The 23,915-nt window shown below is 70.8% G+C and carries 27 protein-coding genes and 2 pseudogenes; 6 read left to right on the forward strand and 23 right to left on the reverse strand.

Annotation, left to right across the window (positions count from 1 at the left end; all coding sequences use genetic code 11):
• Window positions 1-216: 216 nt before the first annotated feature.
• From OG870_RS05810 to OG870_RS05920, 23 genes and pseudogenes are all read right to left on the reverse strand, one after another.
• Entirely contained in the window at window positions 217-492 is a 276-nt protein-coding gene (locus OG870_RS05810; RefSeq protein WP_266586650.1) for a hypothetical protein, read from the reverse strand.
• Between the two features lie 438 nt (window positions 493-930).
• Entirely contained in the window at window positions 931-1,929 is a 999-nt protein-coding gene (locus OG870_RS05815) for a SpaA isopeptide-forming pilin-related protein (protein ID WP_266586648.1), read from the reverse strand.
• A gap of 818 nt (window positions 1,930-2,747) precedes the next feature.
• The gene (locus OG870_RS48105; RefSeq protein ID WP_353962334.1) at window positions 2,748-3,293 is read right to left on the reverse strand and encodes a DUF317 domain-containing protein; all 546 of its coding nucleotides are present in this window, start codon (window positions 3,291-3,293) and stop codon (window positions 2,748-2,750) included.
• A 147-nt stretch (window positions 3,294-3,440) separates the two neighbouring features.
• Window positions 3,441-3,776 carry a DUF317 domain-containing protein gene (locus tag OG870_RS05830; RefSeq protein WP_266586638.1) on the reverse strand — a complete coding sequence of 112 codons (336 nt, stop codon included), beginning with the start codon at window positions 3,774-3,776 and terminating at the stop codon, window positions 3,441-3,443.
• A 47-nt stretch (window positions 3,777-3,823) separates the two neighbouring features.
• Complete coding sequence (locus OG870_RS05835; RefSeq protein WP_327690699.1) at window positions 3,824-4,696, reverse strand: DUF317 domain-containing protein; 873 nt, start codon at window positions 4,694-4,696, stop codon at window positions 3,824-3,826.
• A gap of 45 nt (window positions 4,697-4,741) precedes the next feature.
• A pseudogene (locus OG870_RS05840) lies at window positions 4,742-5,393 on the reverse strand (HAD family hydrolase).
• Window positions 5,390-6,553 carry an MFS transporter gene (locus OG870_RS05845; RefSeq protein WP_327690700.1) on the reverse strand — a complete coding sequence of 388 codons (1,164 nt, stop codon included), beginning with the start codon at window positions 6,551-6,553 and terminating at the stop codon, window positions 5,390-5,392. The pseudogene OG870_RS05840 and the gene OG870_RS05845 overlap by 4 nt, the downstream one beginning before the upstream one ends.
• Window positions 6,550-7,770 carry an ATP-grasp domain-containing protein gene (locus tag OG870_RS05850; protein WP_327692296.1) on the reverse strand — a complete coding sequence of 407 codons (1,221 nt, stop codon included), beginning with the start codon at window positions 7,768-7,770 and terminating at the stop codon, window positions 6,550-6,552. Before OG870_RS05850 ends, OG870_RS05845 begins: the two co-directional genes overlap by 4 nt.
• A 93-nt stretch (window positions 7,771-7,863) precedes the next feature.
• Window positions 7,864-8,127: pseudogene (locus OG870_RS48110) on the reverse strand (hypothetical protein).
• Window positions 8,124-9,362, reverse strand: a complete 1,239-nt coding sequence (locus OG870_RS05855; RefSeq protein ID WP_327690701.1) for an MFS transporter — start codon at window positions 9,360-9,362, stop codon at window positions 8,124-8,126. Before OG870_RS05855 ends, OG870_RS48110 begins: the two are co-directional and overlap by 4 nt.
• The gene (locus OG870_RS05860) at window positions 9,359-9,874 is read right to left on the reverse strand and encodes a hypothetical protein (RefSeq protein ID WP_327690702.1); all 516 of its coding nucleotides are present in this window, start codon (window positions 9,872-9,874) and stop codon (window positions 9,359-9,361) included. Before OG870_RS05860 ends, OG870_RS05855 begins: the two co-directional genes overlap by 4 nt.
• Complete coding sequence (locus OG870_RS05865) at window positions 9,871-10,761, reverse strand: winged helix-turn-helix transcriptional regulator (RefSeq protein ID WP_327690703.1); 891 nt, start codon at window positions 10,759-10,761, stop codon at window positions 9,871-9,873. The genes OG870_RS05860 and OG870_RS05865 overlap by 4 nt, the downstream gene beginning before the upstream one ends.
• Window positions 10,762-10,791: 30 nt before the next feature.
• A complete protein-coding gene (locus OG870_RS05870) occupies window positions 10,792-11,211 on the reverse strand; it encodes a hypothetical protein (RefSeq protein WP_266586626.1) in 420 nt (139 codons plus the stop codon).
• Window positions 11,212-11,222: 11 nt separating this feature from the next.
• Complete coding sequence (locus tag OG870_RS05875) at window positions 11,223-11,666, reverse strand: hypothetical protein (RefSeq protein ID WP_327690704.1); 444 nt, start codon at window positions 11,664-11,666, stop codon at window positions 11,223-11,225.
• Entirely contained in the window at window positions 11,663-12,118 is a 456-nt protein-coding gene (locus OG870_RS05880) for a hypothetical protein (RefSeq protein WP_327690705.1), read from the reverse strand. Before OG870_RS05880 ends, OG870_RS05875 begins: the two co-directional genes overlap by 4 nt.
• Window positions 12,119-12,232: 114 nt before the next feature.
• A complete protein-coding gene (locus tag OG870_RS05885) occupies window positions 12,233-12,559 on the reverse strand; it encodes an SH3 domain-containing protein (protein WP_327690706.1) in 327 nt (108 codons plus the stop codon).
• A gap of 199 nt (window positions 12,560-12,758) precedes the next feature.
• Window positions 12,759-13,481 (reverse strand): hypothetical protein, encoded by a 723-nt coding sequence (locus OG870_RS05890; RefSeq protein WP_266586618.1) that lies wholly within the window; start codon window positions 13,479-13,481, stop codon window positions 12,759-12,761.
• Window positions 13,482-13,537: 56 nt separating this feature from the next.
• Window positions 13,538-14,227: a hypothetical protein gene (locus OG870_RS05895; protein ID WP_266586616.1), complete on the reverse strand. Its 690-nt coding sequence runs from the start codon at window positions 14,225-14,227 to the stop codon at window positions 13,538-13,540.
• Window positions 14,224-14,697, reverse strand: a complete 474-nt coding sequence (locus OG870_RS05900; RefSeq protein WP_266586614.1) for a GNAT family N-acetyltransferase — start codon at window positions 14,695-14,697, stop codon at window positions 14,224-14,226. The genes OG870_RS05895 and OG870_RS05900 overlap by 4 nt, the downstream gene beginning before the upstream one ends.
• A 29-nt stretch (window positions 14,698-14,726) precedes the next feature.
• Complete coding sequence (locus OG870_RS05905; protein ID WP_327690707.1) at window positions 14,727-15,461, reverse strand: DUF3631 domain-containing protein; 735 nt, start codon at window positions 15,459-15,461, stop codon at window positions 14,727-14,729.
• Window positions 15,458-15,943: a hypothetical protein gene (locus tag OG870_RS05910; RefSeq protein WP_266586610.1), complete on the reverse strand. Its 486-nt coding sequence runs from the start codon at window positions 15,941-15,943 to the stop codon at window positions 15,458-15,460. Before OG870_RS05910 ends, OG870_RS05905 begins: the two co-directional genes overlap by 4 nt.
• Entirely contained in the window at window positions 15,940-16,590 is a 651-nt protein-coding gene (locus OG870_RS05915; RefSeq protein WP_327690708.1) for a DUF4913 domain-containing protein, read from the reverse strand. The genes OG870_RS05910 and OG870_RS05915 overlap by 4 nt, the downstream gene beginning before the upstream one ends.
• A 169-nt stretch (window positions 16,591-16,759) precedes the next feature.
• A complete protein-coding gene (locus OG870_RS05920) occupies window positions 16,760-17,515 on the reverse strand; it encodes a DNA-methyltransferase (RefSeq protein ID WP_054243551.1) in 756 nt (251 codons plus the stop codon).
• A 527-nt stretch (window positions 17,516-18,042) separates the two neighbouring features.
• Between OG870_RS05920 and OG870_RS05925 the strand changes: the two genes are divergently transcribed.
• The 6 genes from OG870_RS05925 (at window position 18,043) to OG870_RS05950 (ending at window position 23,873) form a co-directional block, all read left to right on the forward strand.
• Window positions 18,043-19,158, forward strand: coding sequence for a C40 family peptidase (locus tag OG870_RS05925; RefSeq protein WP_266586606.1), 1,116 nt, complete (start codon window positions 18,043-18,045; stop codon window positions 19,156-19,158).
• A gap of 142 nt (window positions 19,159-19,300) precedes the next feature.
• On the forward strand, window positions 19,301-19,666 hold the full coding sequence (locus OG870_RS05930; RefSeq protein WP_266586604.1) for a hypothetical protein: 366 nt from the start codon (window positions 19,301-19,303) through the stop codon (window positions 19,664-19,666).
• Between the two features lie 254 nt (window positions 19,667-19,920).
• Entirely contained in the window at window positions 19,921-20,229 is a 309-nt protein-coding gene (locus OG870_RS05935) for a DUF6112 family protein (RefSeq protein WP_033530972.1), read from the forward strand.
• Window positions 20,229-20,912: a hypothetical protein gene (locus tag OG870_RS05940; protein ID WP_327690709.1), complete on the forward strand. Its 684-nt coding sequence runs from the start codon at window positions 20,229-20,231 to the stop codon at window positions 20,910-20,912. Before OG870_RS05935 ends, OG870_RS05940 begins: the two co-directional genes overlap by 1 nt.
• A 39-nt stretch (window positions 20,913-20,951) precedes the next feature.
• A complete protein-coding gene (locus OG870_RS05945; protein WP_327690710.1) occupies window positions 20,952-22,313 on the forward strand; it encodes an SCO6881 family protein in 1,362 nt (453 codons plus the stop codon).
• A gap of 87 nt (window positions 22,314-22,400) precedes the next feature.
• Window positions 22,401-23,873 carry an SCO6880 family protein gene (locus tag OG870_RS05950; protein ID WP_327690711.1) on the forward strand — a complete coding sequence of 491 codons (1,473 nt, stop codon included), beginning with the start codon at window positions 22,401-22,403 and terminating at the stop codon, window positions 23,871-23,873.
• The last annotated feature ends 42 nt before the right edge of the window (window positions 23,874-23,915 follow it).

Below are 23,915 nucleotides of genomic sequence, written 5' to 3' on the forward strand. Positions count from 1 at the left end.
CTCCTCCGGTCTGGGAACGCACGCGAGAGGTAGTCCTCGGTGCTGCTGGAGGGGCACATCGAACGTGACCGCGGCTCGGTCAACATGATCGTGCACCGCGCGCACGCCCTGGCGGGCCCCGGTCGGGTCCATCAGCCGGGGCCATTCAGGTGACGATCTACGGGAAGCGGAGGTTCGGCCGCTGCGCCCGCGGCAGGGTCATCGTGATGCCTGCCGTCACGTGCGGCGCTGCGGGTCGGGCGCGAGCGTGATGGACATCCAGTGCGCCGCCGCTTCGCGATAGCTGTGTCCGACCGGGGCCAGTTCGCCGCTGCGGGTGAGGCTGAAGATTGTCACCATGATCATGTCCGAGCCGTCCGCGACGGAGGTGAGCTGGGTGCGGCAACGGCTGCAGGACCCTCGATGCAGCGTCGGCCAGGTGGAGAAGTACGTCGGCTCGCCTGCGGGGCCCGTCCACTTCAGGGCGTCCCTGCGGAACCCGACCCATGCCATCGCCGGCGCCCCGGACAGGCGCGTGCAGTGCTCGCACGAGCACAAGTGGGGGTGTCGTCCGGGATGCCTGACGCCTCATACGTGTGGTCACCGCACTGGCAGCGCCCACTCCACAGGACAGGGACGACGATCGGCTCGGCCACGGAGACGGCTCCTCTGGTGCGGGAAAGCTGATTCCGGCGGCAGTGTGCCGTACCGCCGCGACATCGCGCTGATGTTCGGTACCGCTCGACCCGAACGGGATGGCGAATCCACCCTTGAAGGCGAATGTCAGTACGAGCCCTTACGGCCACGGCGGCTATCGGCGGTACCTCCCAGTCGGGGCGGTGGCGCAGCCTCCAGCGCCTCCATCAGCTGGCCCCACGTGAGCGCCCACGACGAAGCCCCCAGAATCGAACGATCCGATTCCGGGGGCTTTACGGAGAGAAGCGGGTGAGGTCAGCTCGTGGTGGAGCCGTCGTCGGTGGCGTTGTCCGCGCGTCGGCGACGGGCCGCGAAGAGGGCGCCTCCGCCAGCAGCGATCAGGACTCCGGCGCCGCCGATCAGCCACGGGGTGGCGTCGGCGCCGGTGTGCGCGAGAGAGCCCGCAGGGGTGGGGGCCGCAGTGCTCGACGCGGTCTCGTCGGAGGTAGGGGTACCCGAGGCGGACGGCGCCGGGTTGTCCTCATCCTGGCCGGGCTTGTCCGGGGTCGGCCGGTTGCTCGGCTGATCGGTCGGCTTCTCCGTGCGCGGCGGGGTGGTGACGGTCTTGGCATTGGTGACGGCCACGGTGACGGGATCGCCCGGCTTGGCCTTGAATGCCTTCACGGACGGGTAGATCTCGTAGCCAGCGGGCGCCTTCACCTGTTTGAGCCAGAAGTCGCTGCCGCTGCGGGAGTTGATGGGCAGCTTGCCGCTGGCCGTGCCGTCGGAGCCGGTGGTCAGCGTCAGGATGGTCTTGTCGCCGCTACCGATGTTGACCGTGGATCCGGCCAGCAGCTTGCCGGTCTTGTCGTCCTTGGCCTTCAGCCGAACTGAGGCGGGCTTGAACGGGTCGATGATGGTCAGCGGGGTGTCGGCACCGGGGGTGACGATGACGTCCTGGTCGTCGACGACCTCGTGCAGCGGGCTGCCGCTGGAGACTTCCTTGAGCCGGTAGACACCGGGCGGGAGGTCCTGGAAGGTCAGCTGGCCCTCGGCGTCGGTGGTGCCGCTGGCGGCCTGCTTGCCGGTGGAGTCGAGCAGGGTGAACGTGGCTCCGGCGAGAACCCCTCCTCCCGGGTCCTTCTTCAGGATGGTGACGCCGCCGTTCTCGGCCGCGCTCAGCGGAGTGATGGACGTGGACGTGGTCGGCTCGGGGGTGTTCGCGGAGGCGGCTGGGACCAACGCCAACGTGCCGGTCACTGTGGCGACAGTGACGGCCACGGCGGACAGGCGGCGGGCGGAACGGGTAGGCAAAAAGGAACTCTCCTGGAGGGGACACGGGCAGAGATGCCCGTCGGTGCAAGCGGGGTAAGGCCGGTCAGCGGGTACGGGCCGGCGACGGCTGGGGCAGCAGGGGCGGACGGGTTTGCCCTGGAAGGTGCGCGGGGGCGTCGATCGTGGTTCCGCGGGCGGCGGTCTGGACGAGGTGGTGTTGGTCCTCGATGGGCAACGTCACGATGTGCGATAGGCCCTGCGCGACGGAGGCACCGCGCAGTGTGCCCGCTGGCAGGTCGGCGGCATGCACGATCCGGGCTGCCGCCTCGGCTTCGATCAAGAGGCCGAACGCCGGTGGAATGTTGAGCAGTTGGGCAGCCTGCTCGCGGCTGCCGGTCAGTGCTTGAGTGAGGGGAAGTCCGTCGTCGAGGACGCTGTCGACGATGTCCAGCCAGACCGGCGTGGCCTGGTGGAGGCGGGTGAGGAAGTCGGCGTCTGTGAGCCAGCATCCCCGGGACGGCTCAGGATCCGTATCGAGCTGAGCCGGTCGCCGCCGTGCGCTGTCGGCGCTGCTGGGCGGGGACGGTTCGTGCGTCCAGACCTTCAGGTAGTCCTGGATGGCATGGCTCAGGGGTATGACGGCGGCGCCGATCCAGGGTGAGGTGTCGTCGTGGTGCCAGTCCCGTACGACGCCGTAGCCGTCATGTCCGGGCTGTTTGCCGAGGCGGGCGTCCCGGACCACGAACGTGCTGTGGTCGGCGAAGGACAGGTACGCGTGGTCGAGGGCGCCGCGGTCCGGGTGGAGGATGCTCAGGCGCAGTCCGCCGTACTCACGTTCTCGGATGGTCTGGGCGAACTCAATGCGCAGCCGCAGCGGCGAGTCGGGCGAAACGACGGCGTAGCAGGCGTCGCCGATCACTCGTCGTTCGTGGACGGGCAGGTCGAGCAGGTCGGTGAAGAAGTGCTGGGCGTGCAGGGACAACGGTGGTGGTGCTCCTCGGCAGCGGACGGTTCTGCGGGGCGGTTACCTGGGTCGGCTGGCCGACGGGGCGGGACGAACGGTCGGCGCGGGCCCGGTGCCCGGGGCGCTGACGCCGGCGTGCGCGGACGGCAGGGTCGGCGACGAGGGTGCCGACGCGCGGCTCTGTGCCGGCGCCCTGGCGCGCGGCGGCATAGGTCAGAGCGGCGGGGAGGGTGAGATGGAGGCGGGTGTCGGCCGGAATGTTCCCCATGGCGCGGGCGAGCGGCACGGGTGAGGCCAGGGAGGAGGCGAACGCCGCGACCAGGGAGGCGGGCACGGCGGAGGAGAACGTGGCCTTCCACAGCGGGTGGTCCGGTGGCCCGCCCCACGCGGACCAGACGGGTGCGGCCACGTTCTTGTGCACGTAAGCGTGTTGCAGCATGCCGTAGCCGTCTGGGCTGCGGAAGTACTGGACTCCGTCCGTCTTGACCGTGTGGTGCCAGCGGGCGGTGAGCAGCGGCAGGTATACGTCTTGGGGGCGGACGTCGTCTGGGCGCAGCAGGTTGCGTTCGCCCTGTCTGTTCGCCTGTCACAGCGCGAGCACTTCGGCATACAGGTCGCGAACGAGTTCGACGGGGGTACTGGCGTCGAGCGTGGCCGTCCAGGTGGCCGACAGGAAGGGCTCCTTGTGTGCGGCGATCAGCCACTCGCCACCGCGCACGTGGTCCTCGGACGGTACGTGCCCGGCGAGCAGCTGCATACCGGGACTGATCACGATGGCGGGGCCGTCTCCGGAGTGGTGGAGGGTCCAGCCCTGATCGAAAGGGAAGGGCCATACGTCGACGAGGTCGTGGATGCCGGGGCCGGCGAGGTGGCGGGGCAGGACCTCGACCACGTCGAGATCGTCCAGAGGGCTGAGTGACACAAGGTCCGTTCGGCGGGAGGGAGTTGCTGGTCGTGGGTGGCGGCGGATCAGCGGCGCGCGGCCGTGCGTGGGGCGGCGGGCGCCGGAGGAAGGGTGGCCGTGCTCCAGCGCGGGACGCTGCGGGTGCCGAGTGCCGGCGGTCGGCGGGTGAGGGCGCGCTGGACGTCGAGCGGGGTCGGAACCGGGGGCGCGGGCGGTGTGATGGGAGTGAGCTGTGCGGCCTCGCGCAGCCCAGGGAGCATCGAGTCCCTCCAGCGTGGCAGGGGCGCCGGGTCGGACACGCTCTGGGTGATGGCCTTCACCAGAGCGGTGGGGGTGTTGGTGGTGGCGGTGGCGTACCAGCGGGCGTACCTGTTCTTCGGTCCGCCCCACAGGTGCCAGCGGGCCTCCAGAGTGGTGAGTTCCTTCTCCGGGTCGAGGCGGCCGGTGGTGTACTCACAGGTGGCCATCCCGTCCGGGGACTGCAGTTCCATCACGCCCCAGCTCGGGTGCTGGAACTGCCAGCCGTTTTTGATGAGCGGGACGACTGCGTCGAAGGCGCCGAGCTCGGGGTCCTTGAGGTCGGGCTCGGCGAGGTAGATGTCGGGGCCGGCGGTGTACGCCTGAGCGAGGGCGGTGGTGAAGGCGGTGACGAACTCCGTGGGTGCGGTGTCGTTGAAACTGACGCCCCACGCGGGCGGGGCGAAGCGGTCGCGGTAGGCGCTGATCCGCCACAGTCCGTCGTCGTCGCCCTCGGGCAGGAATCCGAGTCGGACGCGGTGGTCGGGCGCAGTGACGTAGGCGTTGGCGAGGTTGTCGTGATGGAGGTCGAAGCCAAGCGCGAGGAGCGGCGCCAGCGCGGGGTCTGCATCGCAAGTGCTGCCTGCGAGGTAGCGCGGGGATACGTAGTTGTCGCCGTCGATCTCTTCGGTGTCGGGCACGAAAGTCCTGAGGTTGAGGCTGGGGAGATGAGCACACGCTTCTGGTCAGGTACGCGTGCTGTTCGCAAGTGCGGGCAGCAGCTGGTGTTCCAGGTCTGCGGGTTGGCCGGCGTAGTGCAGGGCGCGCAGGCCCAACTCGGCGGCGGTCCTGCAGTTGTCCTCGCGGTCGTCGACGAACAGCACGCGTCCCGGGTCGGCGACGCCGGTGGCCGCCAGGGCGTGCTCGTACGCGGCCGAATCGGGCTTGCACAGGCCCAAGCGGGCGGAGTACAGGGCGTCACTCATCAGATCGCGCCGCCAGTTGGTGGCGTCCAGGACGTCGCTGAGGTGGGCCGGGGCGTTGGAGAGGAGCACCATGGGCAGCCCCGCGGCCCGGGCGCGGTACAGGATGTCGAGGACTCTGGGGTCGGTGCGGGTCCACATGGCGGTATCGGCGGCCCGCAGCGTACGCAGCCACCGCGCCGGGATGGTGCCCGAGCACCTTCGCCCAGTAGGCGAGATCGCTCAGTTCGCCTGCGTCGTACGCGTTCCGGGGGGCCCAGAAGGCTTCTTGGAAGGAGGGGAGGTGTCGGTCGGGCCACTCGGCGAGGTCGGCGAGGCGGGTCCACATGCCGGTGCTGGGCTGGAGTCCGAGGACTCCGTTGTAGTCGAGGAGTAGGGCGTCCACGCCGTTCGGGGAGACGGAGGTGTGGGTCAAGGGGTGGGTTTCTCCAGGGCTTTGGGAGCGAGGGCGGCGACGGCGGCTGCGAGGAGGGCGGGCAGCAGCAGCGCGTGCGCCAGGGCGGTGATGGTGGCGAGGGCGCCGATGAGGGCGGGTCCTGCGAGCAGGCCGACGTAGCCGGTGACCGCGACGGTGGCGACGGCGCGGGGGCCGCCGATGCCTGCGGCGGTGATGAGGCTGGGGATGGTGACGGACAACCCCAGGCCGAAGGCTGCCCACCCCAGGAGGGCAAAGGCGATGGTGGAGCCAGCAAGCCCGGTTGCCAGGCCGAGCGCGGCCAGGGCGGCGCCGGCCCGGACAACAGCGGGAGCGCCGAAGCGGGCGGTGAGCCGGTCTCCGGCGAGGCGACCGGCGGCCATGGCGGCGCTGTAGACGCCGTACGCCACGGCGCTGGTCGCGGCGGTCGCACCGAGGTCGTGCAGGTGGACGGCAGCCCAGTCGGCAGCGGCCCCCTCGCCCAGCAGGGTTCCGGCCGCCAGTACGCCCAGCAGCCACAATCGGGACCGCGACAGACCCCCGCGTTCGTCCAAGCCCGGTTCCGCACGGTTGTGGACGGGCTCGAGTCCAGGGCTGGCAAGACAGCGGGTAAGGCGCGTCGCCGCACCTGCCGCCGTGGCGGCGGTGGCGGCGACGCCGGCGAACAGGACGGTGTGCGGGGTGTGGGCGGTGGCTGAGGCCAGCACAGCGCCTGTGAGGCCGCCGAGGCTGAAACTCGCGTGCAACCGGCCCATGATCGGGCGGCCGTGTGCGTCCTGGCAGCGGACTGCGGCGGCATTGACTGCGACGTCGAGGACGCCGTGCGCGGCGCCGAAGACGAACGCCGCCACCAGGAGGCTCTCCAGGCTGCGGCATACCGCGAGGACGGCAAGGCCGACGGCGAGAGCGATGGCACCGCCGGTCAGCAGTGCGGGCAGGCGGGCCGGGTGGGCGAGGCGTCCGCCGGTCTGGAGTCCAGCGACCATGCCGAGGGCAGCGGCCAGCAGGACCAGGGCGAGCCCGGCGGTGCTCACCTCGGCGGTTTTCTGAACGGCCGGCATGCGTGCGCCCCAGACGGCCATCACCACGCCCAAGCCGGCAAAGTACCCGGTCAGCAGACGGCGGCTGCGCGCCAGCTCGGGTCCCGCGGTCTGGTTCACGCGGCGTGCTCCCGGGTGGCCGGGGCCGCCTGCGCGACCGCAGCCACCTGGACGTCGAGGTTGCGGTACGCCTCCTGGGCACGGGCTTGGGCGATGGTGGCGGTCGGCCCGGTGGTGATCAGGTAGCCGATGCGGGCGGTGAACAGATCGCCCCCGTCCTGCGGCAGCACGAGCTGGTCGCCGGCCTGTCGCTGGAAGCGCACGCGCTCCACTCCCCCGGTGGGTGCCGTGACACAGCGGGCGGTGAGGGTGCCGGAGTAGGCCGGGTAGATGAAGCGGATCGCCGCGGCCTGGTGGCGAGTCGGCGTCAGGTCGGGAGTATGTCCGCAGGCGATGTCTGCGGCAGCACGGGCGAGGTCGACGCCGGTGGCCAGGTGAACGAGGTGGCTGATCATGTCGCCGGCGATCCGCGCGTTGACCTCAATGAGGCGGGGGCGGCCGTCGACCACGCGGATCTCGACGTGGCTGACGCCGTCGGTGACACCGAGGGCGTCGATGGCCGAGACGGCGGCCGGGGCCACGGTGGGAAGGAGCGGGTCGGTCGCATCGACCATGTGCGCCAGCTCCTCGAAGTGGGGCGGCATGCCGACGGTCTTGCGGGTGACAGCGACGACAGTGGTCTGTCCCTGGTGGGTGACGCACTCGACACTCACCTCCGGGCCGTCGATGTATTCCTCGACCAGGACCTGGGTGCTCTCCACTCCGTGGCTGGCGGTCTTGGCGGCGAAGGCGTACGCGGCCGGGAGCTGGTCGGCGGTGTCGACGCGGACAACGCCCATGCTCGCGGCGTGGGCGGCGGGTTTGAGGACGATGGGGAAGCCGATGCGCCGGACGGCAGCTGCCGCCTCGTGCTCGGTGCGCACGCTGACGGAGGCGGCGGAGGGCACGCCGTGGCGGGCGAACAGGCTGCGGCTCGTGTGCTTGTTGCGGCAGCCTTGGAGGGCCTCCGGAGCGGTGGTGGGCAGGCCGAGCCGGCGGGCCAGGCGGGCGACGGGGATGAGATACCACTCGGTCCACGTCATCACGCCGGCCAGCGTGTGCCGCTCGGCGAGCGCGTGCCCGGCCGCGGTCAGCGCCGCCTGATCGGCGGGGTCGGCAACCTCGTAGTCGAGGAGGAACTCCTTCTCCCAGGTCGGCGCGGCGCCGGAGATCAGGACGACGTCGTAGTGGGCGGCGACGTTCTGAAGGCAGGTGCCGCGATACGCCTGGGCCTCCATGTCGGAGGTGGCAACGACCAGGACGACGGGGCGAGAGGACAACAAGGCTCCAAACAGTGCGGGGGAACGGAGAGCTGAGGCAGGACGCCTGGGTCAGGGGATGCGGCGGCGTCGCAGCTCGAAGGCAGACGCCCACTGGGGGTGGTCCTCGATCAACTTGCGGGCGTACAGGGCGGTGAAGGAGTTGTTCAGTCCGCGCACGCCCGCGGGCAGCTGTCAGCGCAGGTCCTCGAACAACGTCCTGAGACCAACCCGGTGGCTCGAAGCGACGGGCGAGATACCGGCAGGGCGTAGAGATCGGCAAGGGTGCGGGAGGTGGGTATGGCGGCGTCTCCGTGGGGTGTTCCGAGAGGTCAGGTGAGAGAAGTTCGCAGGGCGGGGGTGGCGCGCAGCCGGGCGAAGGCGGCGAAGAGGCCCAGGGCCTGCAGTGCAGCGCAGAGGGTGATCACGTGGCCGAGCTGAGCGGGCGGCACGGTGGCGACGAGGACACCGGCGAGGGGGAAGGGCAACAGGAGCAGCAGGATGGTCAGCGACAGGGTGGCGCCGAACACCGGTTCGGGGATGAGGCGGGAGCGCAGGGTGCGCAGCACGACGGTCATGCCGCCCTCACCGGCCATGAGGACGGCGATCAGGGTGAGATAGCTGCCGTAGGTGTCGGCGAAGGAGACGGCCAGGCACGCCAAGGCGGCGATCGTTGCGGACACGGCGCCGACCAGCCACAGGCCGAAGCGGTCGATCGCCCGGCGGCACAGGGCGACCGCGAGAAGCGAGCCGACGGCGGCTGCCGACCAGATGAGCCCGACGTCGGCCGCGGAGTATCCGAGCTGTTTGACGATGATCACTGGGGTGGCGGCCTGCAGCAGGCCGACGGTCAGGTTGGAGACGGTCAGTCCGGTCACCAGCCAGCCGAGGGCCGGTAGCGCGCGGAGGGTCGACCAGCCGGTGTGCAGCCCCTTAAGGACAGGCTGCGGCGCGGCGGGCTTGCTCCGGTGGCGCTGGCGCGGGGCCAAGACACTGGTGAGCAGCGAAAAGACGGCGATCACGATCAGTATTCCGGTGGCGCCAGCCTGCTGCAGGAGCAGCCCGGCGAGTGCGGGGCCGACCAGCGTGGCGAACTGGTCAATGCCGAGCAGCACCGACTGAACGCGGTGGGCGCGGGCGCCGGCCTCGCGGCCGGCGACTCCGCCCGCGGTCTCGGCCGCGATGTAGGAGCATTCAGTGAGGATCCCGGTGGACGCGGCGAGCAGCATGACGGTGGCCGTCGCGCTGAGGCCCGCCTGCGTTGGCAAGATGAACGCGGTGGCCAGGACAACCACGGCCCGGCCCGCAGAGGCGAAACGGAGCACGGCGGTGGTCCCGTGGCGGTCGACCAGAACCCCTGCGAAGGCGAACGAACCCAGTCTCGGCACCCATTCCAGCGCGAACGCGAGGCCGGTCAGGGTGACCGAGTTGGTGGTGGCCAGTACCAGCAGCGGGATGCCGTAGGTGGCCATGGCGAACGCGGCAGCGTCCGTGCTGCGCGGCAGGTAGATGCCACGCAGCAGAGTGGGGACCGGCCTGCGGGCATGCCAGGGTCCGACACGGGATCTCACGCAGCGCGCCCCGATTCCTCCGCCGCACAGGACGAGCGGGCAATGTCCTGGTGCAGGACGCGGGGGTACGCCGTAAACCACTCGGACAGCGCCGCGCGCGGAGCCGACGGTTCGGTCGCTGCGCCGGATTGCCCCGGGCTGCCGTCCTGCATCTGGAAGGCGCGCTGGACGCGCGCGACGAAGTCACTGGTGCGGCTGGGGAGTTGGTTAGTTCGGGCCCAGCGTGCTGCGGTGTCGTACACCTCGGCGAGGTCCTTGCCACTCGCGGTGAGCTGGTAGCGGGCCAAGGCGTGTCCGCGGGCATGGATGAGCCCGAGGTCGCGTGCGGTGTCGATGGCGTGGCGCAGTTGTCCGGTGGTGAGGTCGCCGAGGGCGCTCTGCAGGCTGCCGCGTTGGCGGCTGATGGGGCCGTTGTCGTCGATCTCGGTGATCAGGCGTATCAGGCCCGGCAGGGACAGGGTCCGGATCGCTCGGCGTTCGCGCAGGACGCTGGTGGGCAGGGCGGCGGTCATCGGCGCGGGCCTCCCTCCGGTGTGATGGGGCGGGCGGGTATCTGGTGGGAGAAGAGGTCGCTGGACTTCCACTCCGGACCGTTGGGCGGCGGGGTGGCGGCCAGGGCAGGGACGGCAGACTGTGCGGCCGGAACTGGGGGCGCCGGCAGGCGCGTCGGGGTGGTCGCCCACGGGCCGGAGCGGGTCTGGGACGGGGCGGTCCCCGGTCGGCGAAACGGCTCGGCCCCGCCGGACGGGAGGACAGCCCACGCAGTGATGGCCTGGAAGACGGGGGCGAGCGCCTGGCCGCTAGCGGACAGCTGGAAGTCGCCGCTGCCGGTGGCCGTGACGAGGCCGTCGGCGACCAAGCGGTCCAGGGGCTTGTAGACGGCGTTCAGCCCGTAGCCGGACATGGCTTCGGTGGCCAGGGTCTTGGCGCTCGCACGGCCCCGGGCCTGCAGGGTCATAAGGATCGGGGTGGCGTGCCGCGGGGCGATCAGAGTGATCGTGTCGTCGATGTTCTGGGCCGGGGGGATCCGCTCGGGCTCCAGCTCACCGGTGGCCTTGCTGGTGACGAGCTGCTTCTCCAAGTGGGTATCGCCCCAGGAGGCGATCACGGCCAGGACGGGCAACAGCTCGGCGCCGCGGCCAGTGAGGCCGTACGTGACGTGGCGCGGGGCGTACTCCGTGCGTTCGACCACGCCAGCGTTGGTGAGGTGGCGCAGCCGGGGGTGGAGCTGGCCGTCGGCGAGCCACGGAAGCCGGGGTTTGATCTCGGCGTAGCGCAGCGGCTGGGAGGAGAGGGTCATCAGCACCCACACGCTCCAGCGCGGGGCGAGCAGATCCAGCGTCTTGGTGACGCTGGAGTAGTCGTTCGGGGTGGTAGGGGGCTGAGCGGTGGTGGCCAAGGATGGGGCTCCTCAAGCAGTGCGGGCAGATCAGCGGGTGCGGGAGGCGGCGGTCGCCGGGGCGGCGGGTACGGGCACAGCCGGCGGAGTGTCGGGGGCCGGTGCACGGCGCAGTCCTGCCAGGACCGCGCCGGTGTTCTTGGCGTAGGCGTCGCGGGCGGCGACGGACTCGGCGATGCGGCGGGCGCAGTCGACGATGTGACCGGCGGCAAAACGGCCGATCTCCCGCTCAGGAGCGATGAGTTCGCGCAGCCTCTCCAGCTGGAAGGCGATGTTGCGCTCAGCGAGCACCAGATCGCTGTGACTGCCGGTGAGCGCAGCGAGCAGGGTGGCGTCGGAAGTGTTGCCGGCGAGGGCATCGAGTTCGGCGAGGGGCTGTCCGAACAGCGCCTCGATGCGCTGGGCGATGATCTCGGAGATGGCGTGGGCGGTGGCGTCGGGCAGGGGCAATCGGCGGGCTTTCAGGGACGGCGGGTCCGCACCGCCCCGGCACGGCCGGTTGCCGGGGCGGGCGGAGCAGTGGCGGTGATCTTCGGTTGGGCGAACCGCACCGACTGCGCGGGGCGTTGATCGCGAGCGGGCATGGTCCGCAGGAGGTCGTCGAGGGCGGCGACGTAGCCGTCCCGGCCGGCCAGCGCAGCCTCCAGCCACTGGGCGTCCCAGCGCAGGTCCTCGGCGGACAGCTCGCCCAGGTCGCGGTCGCAGGACATCGAGGCGTGGACGCGATCACGTACGCGGACGACCTGTTCCTCGGCGACCGCGAGAAAGCTACGCAGTTCCAGCGCACGGTGGAGGGCGGCGCAGACCTCAAGATGGGCTGCCTGCGCATACAGCTCGGCGACGGAGGCACCGAACGCCTCCTCCAGCGCGGTGTCGCGGCTGGTGGACTTGTCGATGACGCTCATCGCGTCACCCCGCGCGTCGGGATACCCCGCTCGCCGGGCAGTGCGGGCGCCGCGGTGAGCAGCGCCGGAGCGCGGCGCGCGGCGGGGCCGGCACCACGCCAGGCGCCAGGCCCGCGCTTGCCAGGGGCGAGGGGGTCGAGGAGGTAGTTCACGACCATCACGCGACCGTCACGTGCAGTGACAGCGGCGTTGACCTGGTGCGCCAATTCCATGACAGCGTCGTCGAGTTCGCCCGGGTGCGAGCCGAGCGCCTCGACGAGCGCGTCCTCCGCGGTGTCGAGTGCGTCCTGGGTTTCGGCGAGCAGGCCGTACCAGTGCACGACACTGGTGGCATCGGGGTTGGCCTGTGGTGCCGCCTGAACCGCCCGGCGCAGATCGGCGAGAGGCATCTGGAAACGGTCCTCGATCCGCTCAGTGACGACGCCCATCACGTCCTCGCTGAACTCGGGCACGGAGAGGCTCCTTTCATTCGCTTTTCAGGGGCGGGAAAATGCACTGCAAATCCGGTCCGTGCGGGAGCGGTCCGCGAACCCGGATGCCGAAGAGGGGAATTGCGGGCCGGTCTGCTAGTCCAGGCACATGGCGGTGTCGCGGTAGACGTACGTTCCGGACACCCACCCCTTTACGCCGGTGGTCTTGTCCGTGATGTAGCGCCAGTTCCCGCTGCTCTTGTGGACGGTGAACTTGTGGCTGCGGTAGAGCACGCCGAGCGCCGTGGACTTGGCGGACGCCTTGGAGCGGATCGTTACAGCCTTCGTGTGCACCTTGTACGGGAGCGGCTTTGCCGAGCAGCTGCTGACGGTGGTTGCGGCACTGGCGGTGGGGATGGAGACGAGCGGGAGAGCGAGCGCGCCGAGAACGGCGGCGGAGACGGCTATGCGGCTGGTGCGCATGGGGAATTGACCTCCACGAAAATAGGGAAGGGATTGCGGAAGCGGACCCGGGCTGATGCCGTGCGGGCCGAGAACAAGAGTCCGGAGAATCCCCGGTTTCGGTAACCGGGGATTGCGTGCTATGTTCCGCGCCGCCTAGCTCAGGGCAGCCGGCATTTCAGTGGGCGGGGAAGGGGAAATCCGGTGGGTAGCCGCGAATTCAGCGGCCCGGACCGCGCGATGGAGCGGGGTGCGCGGGCAGAGCGGGGACGCCCGGAGCGGTGGTGTGGCGGGCTGGCGGTGACGCGGCCGGCAGCGGGATCGCCTCGCCATCCCAGTGCGCTTCCCACCACTGGGTGGCTGCCTCGAAGGTGGCGAAGGCGCCCTCGCGCAGTGTGTGCGTCCACGCGTCGGTGTCGACCTCTTCGAGCAGTACCCGGAACGGCAGTGGCGCCTTCTCGTCGATGGCGCGCAGCAGCACGGTGGTCTCTATCGGCTCGGCGTCGTGCGTGTAGCTGGTCAGCGGGGCGAAATGGTCGCCGTCGCTGCGCAGTCGCTTCTCCAGGGCGCGGGTGGCCTGGTTGGCGGGTGTGGTGCCCATGCCGTCGGGCAGGAGGATCTTGTCCTCGGGGCAGCCGCGGGCGATCAGCCAGGACTGAGCCATGGACGGCAGCGGCAGTTCCTTGTGCGTGAAGCGGAAGGTGCGCGCCGCCGAGTCGCGTTTGAGGTGCAGGGCGACGATCTGAGGTTCGCCGGGGATGCCCCAGGTGACGGCGCGGTTGTGCATCACGTAGAAGCTGTGCTCGCCGTCCTCGGTGTGGTGCTCGGCCAGCAGGGTGAGCATGTCCTGCTCGATGGTGATGTGCTGCCAGAACTGGTCGGCGACGTGGTCGTTGACGGCCTCATATCCGTCGAGGCGGAAATCCGGTTCGTAGGTGGGCATCGGTGCTTTCGGTGCAACGACGCCATGGACGTCGTGGGCAGGGCGTGTTGATCTGTTCACCGACGCAGGTGTGCGGGAGCGCGTGATGACGCTGACTGGGGCGACGGCGTGGTGCCGGGCGGGCCTGCGGGGCGCGGGGCGGCAAGGACGGCCCGGCCGGCGTCGGTGAGGGTGACGGGCTGGCCGGCGTGCACTGGGTGGGAGGTGTCGCGGTCCACGAGGCCGCTCGCCTGCAGGCGCTGCAGCTGGGCGTAGGAAATGCGGGTACGGGAGGGGGTGACCACGGCGAGCCGGTGGGTGAGGAGGTTCTCGTGCAGTTTGGCGCCCTGGACGATGGCGAGCAGGGCCGCGACGTCTTTCGTCGGCACCTGCCGTGGCGCTCTTCGCGGGGCGGCGGCTTCGATCGGCTCCAGCGCGGCGGCGGCCTTGGCCTGCTCGGCGTCGCGCTCGCCGATGGCGTGCGCCAGCTGGTCGACCGTGCGCTCGATCCGGGCCAACAGCGCCTCATCGACGGGGAACTCGCCGGACACCAGGCGGGCGAGACGGGCGCGGTGGAAGGTGACGTCCCGCTCGGCCCGGACGAGGTCGCGGTGGGCGTCCGCCAGGGCCGCCTGCGGTGCGTCGAGGAGACCGGCCTCGCGGTGCCGCCACAGCGTCTCGATGCTGCACCCTGCGGCCGTCTCGATCCTGTGGTCGAGCACGGTGCGCGGGTGGCGGTTGGGCGAGGGGGCGGGCGGTGAGCTCATGTCGGAGCGGTTCTTGTGTGCGGGAGGGCGTCCGAGGCGCACGCGTCCAGGGCGATGCTGACCTCGACGTAGGGGCCGTCGCGGGTGCGCCGGGTGGGCCCCAGACGCTCCAGGAGCCGGAGCATCGGCGCGTTGGACGCCTGCGTGAACGCGGTGAGGGTGTGTGCCCCGCGCGTGCGGGCCATCCGGGCCGCCTGCCGGGCCAGGGCTGTTCCGATGCCGCGGCGGTGGTGGTCGTCGGCGACTTGCAGTCCGAGGTCGACGACGCCCGGCTCCCGGCTGACGGGCCCGAGGCAGACGAGGGCCAGTGGCCGCTCGTCCGCGTCGAGTCCGAGCCAGCACTGCGCCTGGGCGAGCAGCCGTGTCAGGTCGCGGGGCGTGAGGCGGGTGCGGCCCCAGCGGCGCAACAGGTTCTGTTCGGAACACTGCGCGTGGAAGGCGGCGACCAGGTCCCAGTCCGCCGCCGTCACCTCGCGGGTACGCGCGAGGGCGGGGTGGGTCAGCAGGAGCAGTCCGGGCGGGCGGCCTGCAGGTCGCCGCGCCGGTAGGCCCGGTAGCGGCTGCCGTCGACCTTGCGCGGCTTGCGGGACTGGACTCCGTAGGGGCGCAGGAGCAGAGCGAGGCGGACCGGGGTGAGGTCGGCATAGCGCCAGCGTCCATCGGCCTCGCCGGGCAGCTCGCGCAGGCGCGTGACCAGCTCCGCGGTGCTCACATACTCCGCTGCACCCAGGACGTCGAAGATGTCAAGGCAGGCGTGGACAATCGTCCTCGGCCGGCTCGGGCAGGTCAGGAACTCCTCGCACGTGGCCTTGTGGAGGTCATCGAAGCCGTCGAGGTCGTCGGGACCCTCCAGATCCTCGAAGTCGTCGAGGCCCTCGAAGTCGGGATCGAGGTCCGGATCGAAGTCGGGCTCTTCGTCCTCCACCGGCTCGTACTCGCTGGGCGGTTCGGGCCCGTACGCAGCCGCGCAGCAGCAGGAGGTGGACAGCAGCGCACTCAACTCGGCTCCGGCTGCCATGCGTTCGATCAGCAGGTCGGTGAGCGTGTCGAGCTGCTCGGTGGCACTGACGCCGGCGGGACGGTCGGCGCCGGACAGGGCGGTGAGCTGCCGGTCGAGGTCCTGGATCTCGACGAACACATCGACGATGGCGCGGTGGTGCGGGTTCTCGGTGACCTCGGTCGGCGCCAGTACCGCGGCGGCGACCTGGTCGATCAGGGTGGGGAACTGCGTCAACGAATGGGGCCTTTCAGGGTCGGGGGCAGTGCGGGTCGGGGAAGGCCGGGCATCGCGTAGGGCGGTGGTCCTGGCTTGGGGATGGGCTGGCGCGCGCCCAGCTGCGGCGAGCGGGTGCGGGCCGCGTGGGTGCGCTCGCCCAGGGGCCGCCGGGTGATGCCGAGGCGGGCGCGGGCGGTGTCGTACACGTCGTGCGCCTCCCGCGGGCGTACGGCCACGACGTGGATCTCGGTGGTGTGCGTGGAGTTCGCGGGCGCCGGCCGCTGGGCGTAGACGATGCGCCACGCGTTGCGGTGATCGACGTAGACCTTGCGGCATCCGGCGAGATCGCGGGTGAGTTTGGCGCCGAACAGGCGGGCGTTGACGACGTCCTGGAGCTGGGCGAGCGCCAGGTCGCGGATGTCTGCGGGGGCCTGGAGAAGGTCGTTCAGGGCCCGCGGGTCGAAGGAGAGACCGAAGGCGAGCCGGTCGTGGCCGCTCATCCGGCCCCCTGGCCGGGTGCGCCGTTCTCGTCGGACTCTGCGGTTTCGGCGGTGGTCCGGCTCGAGGGCGGCGGTCCGGGCAGCAGGCGGTGGGCGGGGCGGTCCGGATCGGTCATGCACGCGGACAGCGGCCCGCCGGCAGCCCGGACGGTGGCCATGGCGTGGGTGAGGAAGTCCCGGTGCCAGACGAACAGGCCGGACAGACCGGCCTCGGGATCCTTATGCTGCTGGTAGGCCAGCCACAGGGCGTGGAGCCAGGCGACGACGTCGGCGTGTTCCTGCCACTGCTCGCACCACGGGGCGGCGGTGGTGACCTCCGCCCCGTAGACCCGGACGAGGAAGTCATCCACCCAGTCCGACAGCGCGTCGAGCTCGTCTTCGTACTCCTCGCCCTCCAGCTCCAGGATCGGGCGGGGCTCCGGCAAGGAGCTCTGCGGCGCCAGGCCCGCGAACCCTGGCATGCCGAAGGCGCCGAACGGTGAGTCCGTGGGCGGCGGTGCGGAGGCGAGGCTGTCGAGCTGGCGGGCCTGCTCGGCAGACTGGCCCAGCAGTTTGCGGACGCTCGCCTCAATGCTCTCCAGATCGGACTCCGGCAGCCGGACCGGTTCCGGCTCCCCGCCCTCCGGGGGGACTATGGATTCAGGCACGAAAAGGGGCCTCCTTGAGCCGCAGCCAGTGGGCGTGAATTCCGGCTCAAGCCATCCGGAGAATCCCCGGTTTCGGTAACCGGGACTTTGCTGCTATAACGCCCAGCGCGGCACGGCCATGGCATGACGGGCCACGCACCACAGGCCGTACCACGCTGCACAACAGGGCTCAGGACGTGAGGGTCAAGTCGTCCTGGGACAAAGTCTGTTGCAGCGTTTCAGTGAGCCGGTCGGCTGCTATCGCGGCATAGTGCTTGGTCTTCTCGACGCCGATGAAATCGCGGCCCTCCAGCAGGGCCGCGACTCCCGTCGAGCCGGATCCGCAGGTGAAGTCGAGCACCGTGCCGCCGGGCGGGGAGATCTGCACCAGCTCCCGCATGACGGAGACGGGCTTCTGCGTGATGTGCTGGCGACTCTTGCCCGACGGCTGCGAGGCGCTGTACAAGCCGGGCAGGTAGACCGGGTTCCTGGAGGCGTCGATCGGTCCGTTGCTGGCCCAGACGACGAATTCGCAGTTCTGGGTGAAACGTCCCTTCTGAGGGCGGGCCTGCGGCTTGTGCCAGGCGAGCACGCCACGCCAGAGCCAGCCGGCGGCCTGGATGGCATCCGTGGTGATCGGCAGCTGCCGCCAGTCGGTGAACAGCAGCGCCGTGCCGCCGACCTTGGTGAGCCGGTGTGCCTCGGTCATGATCTGGGTCAGCCAGAAGCCGTACGACCGCTGATCCATGTTCTCACCGGTGAAGTCCGGCAGTTCGTGACCTGCGTCGGCAGAGGTGTACTTCTGCTTCGCGCTGCGGGAGGTGCGCTCCTTGGCCGTTCGCCCGCCGCTGTTGTACGGCGGGTCGGTGATGACGGAGTCGACGCAGTCGTCCGGCAGTTCGGCGAGGACGCCGAGCGCGTCGCCCTGGTGCAGGGAAAAAGGCAAAGAGATACCCCAATTCGGGTCGGGTGAGGTGAGGGAGAGACGCTCCGGCCCGCCTGGATAACCCGCGGGACCGCATGCAGGCAGGAAGGCACTGCGGGCCACGCAGCGGCGGGGGCGAGGGGAGGAGACAAAACTGTAGGGCACGATCCCCGGTTGAGCGCTATCGCCGCCGAAAACCCCGAAATAGAGCCTTGATCAGAGACGATTTCGGCAACCGGGGATCCGCCCTTAGTGTTTTGGAACTGCCCGGCGGACCACGCCGATGGCGCATCCCCGCCCCTGCCTTCGTGGAGGTATCCCCATGTCCTGGCACACCTGACCCGACGCCTCTGCACCAGCGCGAGCGGCAACTCGCCCACGTGCACCTGGGCCCCCGATTTACCCACCACCCCGGCCGTCGCGCCCTTTCCTCAACGACGCACGCGCCGCCGGGACTTCACCAAGGACCTCGCTGTGACATCGCACTACCCTCCCCTGCCCGCGCACCGGTCTCCGGCCCATGACGGCCGCCCGGGAGGCGTCCCCGATTGAAGGGCGTGGCCGCCGGCATCGGCGTCTTCGTCCTCTCTCCTCTCCTCCTCGCCGGCACGGCCATGCTGATGGCCACCAGCAGCGAGGCCGCCCAGACCACCTACTCGTCCTTCAGCTGCGTGGGCGACGTCGACACCGACACGGTCGTCGAGCAGGTCACCAAGATCCTCAACGGTGCGACCGCCAAGGCCGTGCACGTCGAGGGCCTGTCCCTGCCCGAGGAACAGATCCCCAACGCCCGCACGATCGTGGCCACCGGGCTCGGCCTCCACGTGCCGAAGAAGGGCCAGATCATCGCGCTCGCCACCGCGATGCAGGAATCCCGGCTGCGCAACCTGAACGCTGGCGACCGCGACTCGCTGGGTCTGTTCCAGCAACGGCCGAGCCAGGGATGGGGCACCGCTACGGAGATCCACGACCCCGTCTACGCGAGCGAGCAGTTCTACAAGCACCTGCTCGCGGTGGACGGTTGGCAGCAACTGACCGTCGCCCAGGCCGCGCAGAAGGTCCAGCGCTCCGGCTACCCCGACGCCTATGCCGACTGGGAGGAGCTGGCGACCGCCCTGCACAAGGCGATCGCCGCGACGTTCCCCGACGCCGACCATGACACCAGCGAGACGAACACCACCTCCAGTACCGCGCCCTGTGCGGCGGCCAAGGACGGCTCCGGGTACGGCAGCATCCCGGAAGGGTCGGTACCGAAGGGCTACTCGATTCCGAAGGACGCCGATCCGAAGGCGCGCGAGGCGATCGCCTGGGCGATGGCGCAGCTCGGCACGATGTACCAGTGGGGCGGCACCTGCACGGCGCCGCACGGCCCCGACCCGATGGGCCGCTGCGACTGCAGCTCGCTGACCCAGCAGGCGTACAAGCACGTCGGCATCCAGCTCACCCGCACCACGTATACGCAGGTCAACGAGGGCAAGGCCGTGTCCCCCAAGGCGCTCAAGCCCGGTGACCTGATCTTCTCCCGCGGCAGCGCCGCCCGCCCCGAGCACGTCGGCATGTACCTCGGCTCGGGACTCGCGATCGAGGCCCCCCGTACCGGAAAGCCTGTGCGGATCACGCCGCTCGCGGACTGGGACATCCTCGCCGCCCGCCGCGTCATCTGACCCCCGGTCGGGGCGCGGCAGCCCCGGCCCACCGCCCCTGACCGGGATACCCCCTGGGCCTCTTCCGCACTCACCTCGGACGGGCCCCGCAGGACCCGCCGTCCTGCCCACCCTCATTCCCCTGACATCACGGAGCACCTACTTGATAACCCGCCACAGCACCCAGCGCGCCCTCGCGGCAGCTTCCCTGGGCCTGGCCGTCGCCGCCGGCGGCCTGGCCACCGCCAGCACGGCACAGGCGTACGACACCGGCACCACCACGATCAGCTGCAGTGCGGTCAAGATCCGCAAGGCCCCGTCGAAGTCGTCCACCGTCGTGGGCATCGGCTACCGGCACGACAAGGTCGTCTACGACCAGTGGGCCTACAAGAAGGCCGAGAAGACCTGGTACACCCGCGGCACCGTGACCCGGAAGTCCGACGGCAAGAAGATCCGCGGCTACATGATCTACAACTGCGCGAACCCGTACAAGACCAACCCGGCACCGAAGCCGTCGATCCCGAAGTAGCGCACCCCGGAAGCCGGTTCGGAGCCTGAGCCGAAGCGCCATCGACAGCAGCCCCGGCCCGGCCTGTGGCCTCGTCCACCCTCGGCGCGAAACCTGCGTGACCTCGTGCACGCCACACCGCCCCAACGCGGGCGCCGACCGGGCCAGCCGTCTCCCGCACCGCTGCCGGCCTTCCTTCTCGAGGCAGTTGCCTCGCCCTCTCGCCCTTTCTGTGATTCCCGCGCGCCGGGCTTCGGCGTGCCCAAGGAGCCTCATTGCACCTGCTCGAAACCGTGCAGTATCTGGCCTACGACCCCGGCATCACGCCCTCGGGCGGTGGCCTGCCCGGCCTCGCCGTGCTCAAGAACGTCGTCAACTCGATCAACCTGTTCGCGATCGTCGCCGTTGTCGGCGCGCTCGCCGTCTCCCTCGGCGTGTGGGCGTGGGGCCACCACACCGGCGGCCACCAGGCCGAGGCCAACGGCAAGAAGGGCGCGGTGGTCGCGGCGGGCGCCGCCCTTGGTCTCGGCGCCGCGAACGGGGTCGTGGCGTTCTTCTCCGCCCTGGGGTCGCAGGTCCACTGATGCCGAAACGATTCCCCTCCCTGTCCGGCTACGGCCTCGGCTGGTCGACCCGCCAGCGCATCACGGTCCTCGCGACCGGCCTCGCCGTCCTGCTAGCCCTCGCCATCGTCGTCGCCCTGCTCACCGGCCGCACCACAGCCGGCGACAGCCAGGCCGCCGCTCCGTCCTCCGGGCCGAGCAGCAGTACCTCCGCGTCCGCCGGTCCGACGGCGTCGGCCGGGGCCGGTTCGGTGGCCAAGCCCCCGCAGCTGGCGGACCCGGTCGCCTTCGCCAAGGCCGCCGCGGCAACGCTGTGGTCGTACGACACCCGCACCACCAGCCGTGACCAGCAGCTCGCCGGAATGAGGGCGTGGCTGACGTCGGAGACGAAGTACGCCGACTGGTCCTCGATCGACACACAGGTGCCGGATCCGGTGCTGTGGTCGCGGATGGCCGACCAGGACCAGTACGCCACCGCCACCGTCACGGAGGCCCATTACCCCTCGGCGTTCAAGCAGGCCCTGGCGGACGATCCGTCGGCGATCACCGAGGCGTACATCTACGCCGTCACCGTCACCGGCAAGCAGCAGATCGCCTGGAAGGGCGGGGCCGGCGCCGAGGACCGCTCCATCACCCTCGCCGTGCAGTGCCGCCCCAACGCGACCTGCTCGCTGGTCTCCATCGCCCCCCGCGTCGTGCCCTGACCTGCCCCCAGCCCACCGAAGAAAGGAGGGGATTCCCCCTTGGGCTTCTGCGACCTCCCTCTCGCGGACAAACTCTGCGCCGTCGGTGATGCCGTGGATTTCGCCTCCGACCCGGGCACGGCCATCGGCAACTGGATGGCCAAGAGCGCGGGCGAACTCGCCGCAGCTGCAGCCGACTTGGCCGCCGAGGCGGTCAACACCACCACCAAGGTCGACTTGAACGCCGGGTGGTTCCGAGACAACTACGAGATGATCCTGCCGATCGGCCTGGTCGTCCTCGTCGCCACGTTCTGCGCCCAGCTCGTGCGCGCCGCGATCCGCCGCGACGGCCAGGCGCTCACCCAGGCATTCACCGGCACCGCCACCGGCGTGCTGTTCGCGTTCACCGCGATCGCCTTCACCACCGTCGCCATCGAAGTCGTCGACGCATTGAGCGACGGACTCTTCAAGGCCGCCAACCTCGACATCGCCACCGCGGTGCGGCGCATCGTCAAGGTGGGACAGATCGCCGAACTGTCCGGCCTGGGCTGGCTCGTCACCGTCTTCGTCGGCATCGGCGCCGCGATCGGCGCCTTCCTCTACTGGTGCGTGATGATGGTCCGCAAGGTCGGCATCCTCGTCATGGTCACCCTCGCCGTCTTCGCCGGAGCCGGCGGAGGCTGGGAGGTCGCCCGCCGCTGGCGCAAGGGCTGGATCGAAGCCACCGCCACCCTCGTGGTCAGCAAGTTGCTGATGACTGTGATCTTCGTCCTGGGGATCGCCGCGATGGGCAAGACCGAGGCGAAGGACGGCATCGCCGCCCTCGCCGACGTGATGGCCGGCATCGTCATCCTGGCGCTGGTCCTGCTATGCCCGTACGCCACGTTCAAGTTCGTGCACTGGGCCGCCTCCGAGGGCTCCGACGCCGAGACCCTGCACCGCTCCGGCGGAGCCGGTGCGCAGATGGCCCGTCAGCACGCCGAACGCGCCGGACGCAAAGCCGCCGCCGCGGTCGCGACCGCGGGGACTGGCGGTGCCGCGGCCGGAGCAGGCGCCGCTCCCCAGGGCCCGGACTCCGTGCCGGGCGGCTTCCCCGGCGACATCGCCGCCAACCCGGACACCGGCAAGGAAGGCGGCAGCTCAAACGCCCCGTCGTCCGGGAGCGAGGGGATCAAGAACGGTCTGGACAAGGCCGTCCAGCCCCCGCCGACCAGCCCTCGTGACGACACCAGTGGTCAGTTCGGCGGTGCACCCGGACCGGGTGGCGGTTCCGGATCGCCCCCCAGCGGCGGCAGCGGCTTCATGTCGCAGCCCGGCGCCGGCGCCTCGACGCCACCGCCGCAGGGCGCCCCGCCGGCACCGAACTCGGCCGGCACCTCCAGCGGAACTGGGGCACCGCCGCCTCCGCCCGCCGGCCTGTGACCTTGCCCGACTCCGGGGCGGCACGCGCTGCGCATTCCTCGCCGCGTGCCGCCCCGGCCACCGCCCCGCGCACCATCGGAACGGCCCTTGTCTGATCTCACCGTCCAACCGCTCACCGTCAAATTCCCCCACCGGTCCAGGCGCGGCATCCTGCTCGGCCTCTCCCTGCCCCAACTCGTCCTCGTATCCTGCGCGTTGGCTCTGCTGCTGGTCACGGTGGTATCCACCGGGCTCCTCGGCGCCATCGCCCTGGCGCCGCTGTGGGCCGCGGTCGCCGCCCTGGTCGTCGTCCGCAGGCACGGCCGCTCGCTGATCGACTGGGCGCCGATCGTCCTGCGCTTCGCCCGGCGGCGGCGTACCGGCCAGAGCCTGTGGCTCGCCCGGCCCGTCACCCGTCCCCGCCAGGACGGCATCCTGCACCTGCCCGGCACCGCCGCCTCACTGCGCGTGGTCACGCCCGGCGATTCCGCCAACCAGGCCGCCGCCGTGCACGACCCGCACGGCCAGACCCTGACCGCCGTCGCCCGCGTCTCCAGCAGGGCCTTCGCGCTCCTCGACCCGGCGAGTCAGAACCACAACGTCAGCAGCTGGGGGCGGGCCCTGGCGGGCATCGCCCGCACCGGACACGTCGCCACTGTGCAGGTCCTGGAGCGCACCGTGCCCGACAGCGGCGACACCCTCACCCGCTACTGGGCCCAGCAGGGCCACCCCGAAACCCCGGTCGCCGGACAGGTCTACAGCGAACTTGTCGCCTCCGCCGGCCCGGCCGCCGCCCCGCACGAGGCGTACCTGGCGATCTCCCTCGACCTCAAGGCCGCCAAGCGCCTCATCAGTCAGGCCGGCGGCGGGCTGCCCGGCGCCTTCACTGTGATGGAACAGACCACGTCCGCCATCGCCCAGGCCGCGCGCAGCGCCGGACTGATGGTGACCGGCTGGCTCAGCGCCCGCGAGATCGCCGCCGTCATCCGCACCGCCTACGACCCCAGGGCGCTGTCTGCGCTGCAGCAGTGGTCCAACTCCGGCCGGGCCGAAGCCGACCCGGCAGCCGCCGGGCCCGTGGTTCAGGTCGAGGAGTACGACCGGCTCGCCACCGACTCCGCCCGGCACGCCACCTACTGGGTCGAGGACTGGCCGCGCACCGAAACGAGCGCGGGCTTTTTGCACGGCCTGATGTTCACGGCCGGGGTCCGGCGCACCCTCTCCCTTATGTATGTGCCGCAGGGGTTCGAGTCCGCGATGCGCGACGTGCAGCGCAAGAAGGCGGCGATCATCGCCGACGCCAACGAACGCTCGCGTCGCGGGCAGGTGGACTCCGAAGCCGACTCCGTGGAGTACGCGGACGTCAAGGTCCGCGAGCGCCAGTTGATCGCCGGACACGCCGACGTGTCGCTGACCGGGCTGCTCACCGTCTCCGCGGAGACCGACGCCCTGCTCGACGCCGCGTGCGCGCAGATCGAGACCGCCGCCGTCACCGCCCAGGTCGATCTGCGACGGCTCAACTTCCAGCAGCCCGACGCCTTCACGCTCGGCGCCCTCCCCCTCGCCCGCACGGCCCTGTAGCCCCACTCCGGCACCAGCCGACGTCCTGCCCCATGGCAGGAA

The sequence above is a fragment of the Streptomyces sp. NBC_00461 genome (assembly GCF_036013935.1).
GTDB lineage: Bacteria > Actinomycetota > Actinomycetes > Streptomycetales > Streptomycetaceae > Streptomyces.